This is a genomic window from Legionella navarrensis (genome assembly GCF_052527415.1).
Window position 1 is genome coordinate 1 of the sequence record NZ_JBNVZR010000037.1, and the last position, 8,424, is coordinate 8,424.

Consider the following 8,424-nt stretch of genomic DNA (forward strand, 5'->3'; position numbering starts at 1 on the left):
AAGTGGCCAGGGCTGGATGATAGGCCCCTATCTGAGCGCCCGTATCGCACCGGATTTGTATCTGCACACGCGCGCAGCCTGGGGACAGTCAGATAATCAGATGACGATAATGAATATATATCAGAACCATTTCAATACCGGCCGCAGCCTGTATAACGCAGAGCTGACCGGCGACTGGCAGTACCGCAACTGGCGATTGTCGCCGACCACCGGCTTTACGTACTATCAGGAGAACCAGTATCGCTTCACCAACTCCGCCAACGTCAGCATTCCAGGCCAGCGGATTTCGCTGGGGCAATTTAATTTTGGCCCGGAAATATCCTATTTTTATCTGAGCGAAACGCTGCGCAGAACAACCACCAGTCTGTCATTTGAAGGCATCTACAATTTTGATCCTGGCGGCAGACAGAATCTGGTATTCCAGAACTTCTTTGACGGATTTTCAGGAAGGGTCAAGCTCGGTCTGGACATTGTGTTTCCGTCCGGCCTATCCATCGGACCAAGCCTTCAATACGACGGCATTGGCAGAAACGCCTTTTCAGCCATTCAGGGTCAGATACAGTTCAGTATCCCTCTGGATAATATTCCGTCACTGGCATCGAGAAAATCCAGAGTAAAATAAACGGAACGGCTGTATTTTTGTAAGCAGGTTTTTGCATGCTGGTATGGTGGAAAAGCGTTTGATAAGTACTGTTAAACTGCCTGGGCATTCTGACCCACGTGAAATACCCCATGGTCTCCTGCTTCGAACATGGATTGCTTCGCTTCTCAGCGTTCCCGCAGTGCCTCCTGCTTCGCTTTGATAAACGGTTTTAACAAATAGGTTAATACGGTTTTTTTGCCGGTAACGATATGTGCTGTGCCCGACATACCGGGAATAATCATCAGTTTGTGATGTTCCGAGCCGAGATAGTTCCGCTCGGCGCGGATCAGTACCCGATAATAAATCTCGGGGATTCCGGTGGCTGGTCGTGCCTTCTCATTTTCTATAGAGTCGGCGCTGACCGACTCTACCTGCCCATGCAGTGCACCATAAACCGTGTAATCATAGGCGGTCAGTTTGATGGATGCCTTTTGACCCGGATGAATGAACGCAATGTCTGTGGGTTTGATTTTTGCCTCAAACAGAAGATTGTCTTCTATGGGTACAATTTCCATAATGTCCATGCCAGGCGAAATGACGCCGCCAATAGTCACGACATTGATTTTTTTTATAATCCCTTTGACTGGCGACGCGATAACCGTATCATCCATTTTATCGCGCAGGGCGGTCAGATTTTCGATTATTGATGACAGTTCGGCGCTGTTTTGATTTAACTCTTCAAGCGCTTTTTCATGAAACTGACTTTTAAGCTGCTGTAGCTTGCCCTTGATGTCGTTGGCATCACGCTGCGCGCGAATCAGTTCAAGGCGAGAGGCATATCCCTTGTCCACCAGGGGCTGCATGATCTCTACTTCGTGATTGGCCAGCGCGTAGCTTTTTTCCAGAACCGCGGAGTCGGCGGCCAGCGCTTCCTTGCGGGTTTTGAACAGCTTATTTTCGCGGGCGATTAGGTCGCTGAAAGGCAGGATTTCCTTTGGAAAGTTAATCGAATCGAGATCCTGCGTTTCGGCTTTGAGACGGGCAATCATCGCAAGCAACGCGTAATATTTTTCTTTGGCCTGTCCATAATCCGCTGCATAACGTGTGACATCCAGGCGCAGTAAAATCTGATTTTTTTCGACGGTTTCGCCTTCGTGTACCAGCATTTCCTGAACAATACCTCCGTCCAGGCTTTGTATGATTTTGTTTTGCGATGAGGGAATGATTTTACCTTCGGCAACACTGATTTCATCAATGGTAGCGAATGCTGCCCATAACACAGAGCCCAGTAAAAAAAGCAGTACCGTGTATAAAATTTTGTTGGCCAGAGGTGTGGTTTTGTCCAGCAGAGCCGTTTTGCTGTCTACGACAAACTCATCGTCTTCTGCTTCAAGCCGGTTATGATTTACTTTCTTTTTCCAAGGCAGAAAAAACATAGGGTCCTTATGATTGCTTGCTTTTATCGGGTTGCGGACCTGGTTTTACCAGGCTGGATTTTGGCCCATCAAACACGATGCGCCCGCCTTCGAACACAATGATCCTGTCTACCAGATTGAGCAATGATGGTTTATGAGTCACAACAATGAACGTTTTGTCTTTGAGATAGGGAGCCAGTCCATTGATCAACTCACTTTCTGTGCGTTCGTCCATGGCGTTGGTTGGCTCGTCCATCAGGATGATGGGGGGATTGGGTAATAATGCGCGGGCAATGGTCACGGACTGGCGCTGGCCGCCAGACAATGTTTCGCCCCGTTCACCTACATGCAGATCATAGCCCGTTGGATGCTGGCTGATGAAGCGATCCACGCCGGTTATTCTGGCGATATCGAGCACAGCGTTATCGTCTGCCCAGGGCTTGGTCATGACAATGTTTTCGCGTACATTGCCAGTGAACAGCAGACAGTCCTGAGGTACGTAGCCGATGTTGTGCCGTAAATCGATGGGATCAATCTGCAGAATGTTGGCTCCGTCAAGCAGAATGGATCCCGATGCGGGTTTATACAGGCCGAGCAACAACTTCTGGAATGTGCTTTTGCCTGAGCCAATGCGGCCTACCACCGCTATTTTTTCACCCGCCTTGATTTTGAATGACACGTCATTCAATGCCATATTTTGCTGATTAGGGTACTGAAAGCTGACGTGCTCGAATTCGATATTGCCCGTCAGATGCGGGCGGTGCAGGTATTGTTTGTCTGGAGAACGATCCTGCGGTGCTTCCATGAGCTGATTAAGACCCTGCAGGGCCTGCCTGGCCTGCTGATAGCGGGTGACAAGGTTGGCCATGGGCCCAAGAGGTGTCAGGCAACGGCCGGCCAAAATCGTGCAGGCGATAAGTCCGCCCAGCGTCAGAGCGCCGGAGGAGATTTGGTACACTCCTAGTACCACCACCGCAACGCTGACCAGTTGCTGGGCAAAGTTGGTCATGTTCACCACAATGGCAGATAAAAAGCGCGACTTTAAACCCAGGCGGGCGTTGCTTGCGACCAGAGTCTCCCATTTTTTCTGCAGAATACCTTCCGAGCCCATGCTTTTTATGACTTCAAGGCCCGACATCGATTCGACCAGAACGGCGTTTTTACGGGACGCCGTCTGCAAGGCTTCCTTGACGACCTGCTGCAGCGGCTTTTCGAGAAGCCAGGCCAGAATAATGACCACGGGAACCGTGAATAAAGGTATGTAAACGATGGGGCCGCCCAGATACCAGATGAGAAAGAGAAAGAGAATGATAAAGGGTAAATCAACCAGCGAGGTCAGAGTTGCAGACGTAAAAAAATCACGAACCGTTTCAAACTCACGCATGGTGTTTGAAAACGCACCCACCGAAGAGGGCTTGCTGGCCAGCTCCATGCCCATTACCTGCTGAAAGAGGCTGCCGGCCATCAGAATGTCGGCTTTTTTTCCGCACACGTCGATAAGGTAACCGCGCAGGGTTCGCAGCAGCAAATCGAAGATGTACACAATCATGATTCCTGTGGCCAGGACCCACAGTGTGGTCATGACGTTGTTAGGCACAACCCTGTCGTAGACGTTCATCACAAACAGAGGTGATGCAACGGTAAAAATATTAATCAACAGCGCCGCCAGCAACACATCGAGGTAACTGCGGCGAAAGCCCCACAGGGTTCCCCAGAACCACGATTTCCCGGCACTGGTTTTTTCTCTGGCCGGTTCTTCAATCACCGGTATTGGATAGATGAAAATGGCGTAACCGGAGTACAGTTCATTGATTTCGTCCTCAGTTTTTTCGATTTCAGTTGTTCCCGATTCCGTAAACATCAGGCTGAAGCGGCCATCGTGCGTTCGTTTGCTTAAAATACAGGCCTGATTGTCTTTGAGAACCAGAACAACCGGTAACACGAGGTTCGAGATTTTGCGCAGAGGTCGTTTGACAATACGGCTGTTAAGCCCGGCACGGGCAGCCGCGCGGACGAACAGGCTGGGTGTCAGGCAATGGTTTTCGAGAGGCAGACCGGCGGTCAGCACACGTCGCGAACAATTGCGCTGATAGCGTTTAGTGAAAACAAGCAGACATTCAAGCAGAGGGTCAAAGACCTCACCCGGCTGAAATTCCTCGCTGATATCCGCGCTCATTGCGGCCCCTGAGTTATGACCGGCTTATTGATCGGATTGAGGAATGTTGTGTTCACGAACCTTGTCCAGAATATCCTGCATTGATTTCAACATCTGGGCGTAGCCTTGAGGGGTCATAATCACACGCGCGTGCTTTTTCAGTTGCTGCTTTTGTTCTCCGTCTTCTTTGCCTGAACTGGCATCTGGTATGAGGCTGACGAGATCAAAACGAAACGCGCCGGCCGTAAAGCTCAGATTTGTAACGCCGTCGATAAAATAATCATGGCTGGCCTGTCCGTTGCTGTCCATTTTATTCTCCGTAATAATCGTCTGCGTTAACAGGAAAAATACAAATTGTTACAAAGTATTTTAGCACCTGTCTGACCTTTGTGAAAGCAGGTACAAGCCACGCCGGCAAAGGATTTTGGTTTGACCGATACTCTTAATGATTATCGTATCAGAATTGAAATTGTCAATTTAGTTCAAAAAATAATCCATGGTTTGGCCAGATAACGAGAGTGCCAGATCGGTATTTGTCTGACATAAGCGTAGCGGTTTAGGTCGGGGGCTTTCTCCCTGCTTTTTTGAGGAATGATGCATCTGGTACCGATACAAAATGCCAGATTTCTTTACGATATTTTAACGAGATAAGGGCCATCATTCTGTATTTTTATTATCAAGTGTTCTAAAATAATACAATATGGATGTTAATAAAATATTTAATGTTGACCTGCCAATTTCCGCTTGATTGTTTCACACGGAAGTAGTTTCACTCACGATCACATTTGTGACGCCGCGCCGAAATCTGGCTCGCCTGGTTAAACAGGACGGGGTGTTGTATGGCTGATATACAAGGTGATGATGACGACAATGTCATAATTGGTACCTTATTGAATGACCGAATCCTGGGTGGTCTGGGCAACGATAATATCAATGGCAGAAACGGTGACGACATCATCAATGGCGATGACGGCGATGATCGCCTGATTGGTGGGAATGGAGACGATACCATTTCTGGCGACGCCGGCAACGACAGCATCAGCGGTGGCCTCGGAAACGATACGTTAATCGGCGGTCTGGATGACGATTGGTTAAGCGGTGATGGCGGTGACGACAGTATCAGCGGTAGCGATGGTAACGATCGACTCTATGGCGGCACAGGTAACGACAGTATCAACGGTGATGCCGGTAACGACCGTATCAGTGGTGGAACCGGTATTGATACCTTGTCGGGCGGCTCTGGTGCAGACAACATCAGTGGTGATGATGGCAACGACTTGATTTACGGTGGAGACGGCAGTGACCGTCTGGCTGGCGGCCGTGGTGATGACACCATTTTCGGTGATGCCGACGCGGACAGCATCAGTGGTGGTATTGGTAACGATAGTCTGAGCGGTGATCTGGGTGATGACTGGCTCAGTGGCGATGATGGTAACGACACTATCAGCGGTGGCGATGGTAGTGATCGCCTGTTCGGTGGCCTGGGTGATGATTTTATTCTGGGAGATGCCGATAGCGACAGTATCAGCGGTGGGGCAGGTGTCGACACGTTGTTTGGTGGTTCTGGCGATGACATCATTAATGGTGATGATGGCAATGACATCATCAGCGGCGGTGACGGCGTTGATCGTCTGATTGGTGGGCAGGGTGATGATACCATCAACGGCGATGCCGATAATGACAGCGTCAGTAGTGGTATTGGAAACGATACCATAAACGGTGGCCTCGGTGATGACTGGCTCAGCGGCGATGATGGTAACGATATCATCAATGGAGGAGATGGTAATGACCGTCTGTACGGCGGTCGCGGTAATGATTCTGTCCATGGTGATGCTGGCGATGACATTATCTACCACAACGTCAGCCAGAATGCGGGCAATATCGATGCCTACGATGGCGGAGCAGACAACGACACGCTGATTCTGCAGGTCAGCAAGCAGCAGTATGCGGCTATTGTCAGCGCTGGTATCACGACTGATTTTGCCAGCAATCCAGCGGGAAACAGCTTCGATTTCAACTCGTATTCCGGTGTTCTTGGCTTTGACCTGAACATCAGTATTGTTGGTATTGAGAACCTTGTGTTCATTCAGGCGGCTACCAACACCAATGACGTGGCGCCGGTTATCACCTCTTCCAATAGCTTTTCTGCTCTTGAAAACATCAACGATACCGCGGTGATTGGTCAGGTCATATTTACGGACCAGGACACGGTCAACGGAACAACCACCTACCGCATCGTCAACGACCCGGATAATCTGTTTGAAATCAGTGCCACTGGTGAAATCAGCCTGCAGGCCGGTAAACAACTGAATTTCGAATCGCAGTCCAGCCACAGCATCAGTGTCGTGGTTAACGATGGTACTTATGATTCTGCTGTACAGGTTATTACGATTGGGGTTCAGAATGTGAACGAAGCACCGATGGCTGGCGCCGGTGTCGTTCTCACGTCCATAGCGGAAGACAGCGGTGCGCGCGTGATCACCCAGGCTGAACTGCTGGCCAATGCCAGTGATGTGGATGCCGGCAGCAGCCTTGAGGCTTTGAATCTGTCCATAGCCAGCGGCAGTGGTACGCTGGTTGATAATAACGACGGCACCTGGACCTATACGCCGGCCCTGAATGATAACAGCAGCGTCAGTTTTAATTTTAATATCAGCGACGGCAGTCTGAGCGTTCCCTCGACGGCCAGTCTCGACATTACCCCGGTTAATGACGCACCGGTTGCGGGAGCTTCTGTTGCTCTCACAGCCATAGCGGAAGACAGCGGTGCGCGCGTGATCACCCAGGCCGAACTGCTGGCCAACGCCAGTGATGTGGATGCCGGCAGCAGCCTTGAGGCCTTGAATCTTTCGATCGCCAGCGGCAGTGGCACGCTGGTTGATAATAACGACGGCACCTGGACCTATACGCCGGCACTGAACGATGAGAGCAGTGTCAGCTTTAATTTTGATATCAGCGATGGCAGTGTCAGCGTTGCCTCTACAGCCAGTCTGGATATTACGCCGGTGAATGATGCGCCCACAGCGGGAGCAGCTGTCGTTCTCACAGCTATAGCAGAAGACAGCGGTGCGCGCCTGATCACTCAGGCCGAACTGCTGGCCAATGCGAGTGACGTGGACGCCGGTAGCAGCCTTGAGGCTTTGAATCTGTCCATAGCCAGCGGCAGTGGTACGCTGGTGGATAATAATGACGGCACCTGGACCTATACGCCAGCGCTGAATGACAACAGCAGTGTCAGCTTTAATTTTGATATCAGCGACGGCAGTCTGAGCGTTCCCTCGACGGCCAGTCTCGACATTACCCCAGTTAATGACGCACCGGTTGCGGGAGCTTCTGTTGCTCTCACGGCCATAGCGGAAGACAGCGGTGCACGCGTGATCACCCAGGCCGAACTGTTGGCCAACGCCAGTGACGTTGACGCCGGCAGCGGCCTTGAGGCCTTGAATCTTTCGATCGCCAGCGGCAGTGGCACGCTTGTTGATAATAACGACGGCACCTGGACCTATACGCCGGCACTGAACGATGAGAGCAGTGTCAGCTTTAACTTTGACATCAGTGATGGCATTGCCAGCGTTCCCTCTACAGCCAGTCTGGACATTACCCCGGTTAACGACGCGCCCACAGCGGGAGCTTCTGTTGTTCTCACAGCCATAGTGGAAGACAGCGGTGCACGCGTGATCACTCAGGCCGAACTGCTGGCGAATGCCAGTGACGTGGATGCCGGCAGCAGCCTTGAGGCGCTGAACCTGTCCATAGCCAGCGGCAGCGGCACGCTGGTGGATAACCTGGACGGCACCTGGACCTACACGCCGGCGCTGAATGATGAGAGCAGCGTCAGCTTTAATTTTAACATCAGCGATGGCAGTACCAGCGTTGCCTCTACGGCCAGTCTGGACATTACGCCGGTTAACAATGCGCCCGTGGCCGGAGCGGCTGTTGTTCTCACGGCCATAGCAGAAGACAGCGGTGCGCGCGTGATCACTCAGGCCGAACTGCTGGCCAACGCCAGTGACGTGGACGCCGGCAGCAGTCTTGAGGCGCTGAATCTTTCGATTGCCAGCGGCAGCGGCACGCTGGTTGATAATAACGACGGCACCTGGACCTACACGCCGGCGCTGAACGATGAGAGCAGTGTCAGCTTTAACTTTGACATCAGCGACGGCATTGCCAGCGTTCCCTCTACAGCCAGTCTGGATATTACGCCGGTGAATGACGCGCCCACAGCGGGAGCTTCTGTTGTTCTCACAGCCATAGCAGAAGACAGCGGTGCG

5 protein-coding genes are annotated in these 8,424 nt (G+C 51.4%); 2 read left to right on the forward strand and 3 right to left on the reverse strand.

Annotated features, from left to right (window positions below):
- The coding region (locus ACQUTA_RS12880) for an autotransporter outer membrane beta-barrel domain-containing protein (protein WP_444988673.1) at positions 1-622 on the forward strand (622 nt) is incomplete at its 5' end.
- Between the two features lie 146 nt (positions 623-768).
- Here the strand turns inward: ACQUTA_RS12880 and ACQUTA_RS12885 are convergent.
- From ACQUTA_RS12885 to ACQUTA_RS12895, 3 genes are read right to left on the reverse strand one after another with little or no spacing between them, the layout of a single operon-like run.
- A complete protein-coding gene (locus ACQUTA_RS12885; RefSeq protein WP_444988674.1) occupies positions 769-2,019 on the reverse strand; it encodes an HlyD family type I secretion periplasmic adaptor subunit in 1,251 nt (416 codons plus the stop codon).
- Between the two features lie 7 nt (positions 2,020-2,026).
- Positions 2,027-4,174 (reverse strand): type I secretion system permease/ATPase, encoded by a 2,148-nt coding sequence (locus tag ACQUTA_RS12890; RefSeq protein ID WP_444988675.1) that lies wholly within the window; start codon positions 4,172-4,174, stop codon positions 2,027-2,029.
- A 24-nt stretch (positions 4,175-4,198) separates the two neighbouring features.
- On the reverse strand, positions 4,199-4,462 hold the full coding sequence (locus tag ACQUTA_RS12895; RefSeq protein WP_444988676.1) for a hypothetical protein: 264 nt from the start codon (positions 4,460-4,462) through the stop codon (positions 4,199-4,201).
- A 530-nt stretch (positions 4,463-4,992) separates the two neighbouring features.
- On the opposite strand from ACQUTA_RS12895, the gene ACQUTA_RS12900 reads away from it, so the two are divergent.
- A partial coding sequence (locus ACQUTA_RS12900; RefSeq protein WP_444988677.1) for a cadherin-like domain-containing protein occupies positions 4,993-8,424 on the forward strand: 3,432 nt, incomplete at its 3' end.

Coding starts and splice junctions, on each gene's coding strand:
- ACQUTA_RS12885 (WP_444988674.1), bottom strand. CDS start 2,019: ATGTTTTTTCTGCCTTGGAAAAAGAAAGTAAATCATAACCGGCTTGAA.
- ACQUTA_RS12890 (WP_444988675.1), bottom strand. CDS start 4,174: ATGAGCGCGGATATCAGCGAGGAATTTCAGCCGGGTGAGGTCTTTGAC.
- ACQUTA_RS12895 (WP_444988676.1), bottom strand. CDS start 4,462: ATGGACAGCAACGGACAGGCCAGCCATGATTATTTTATCGACGGCGTT.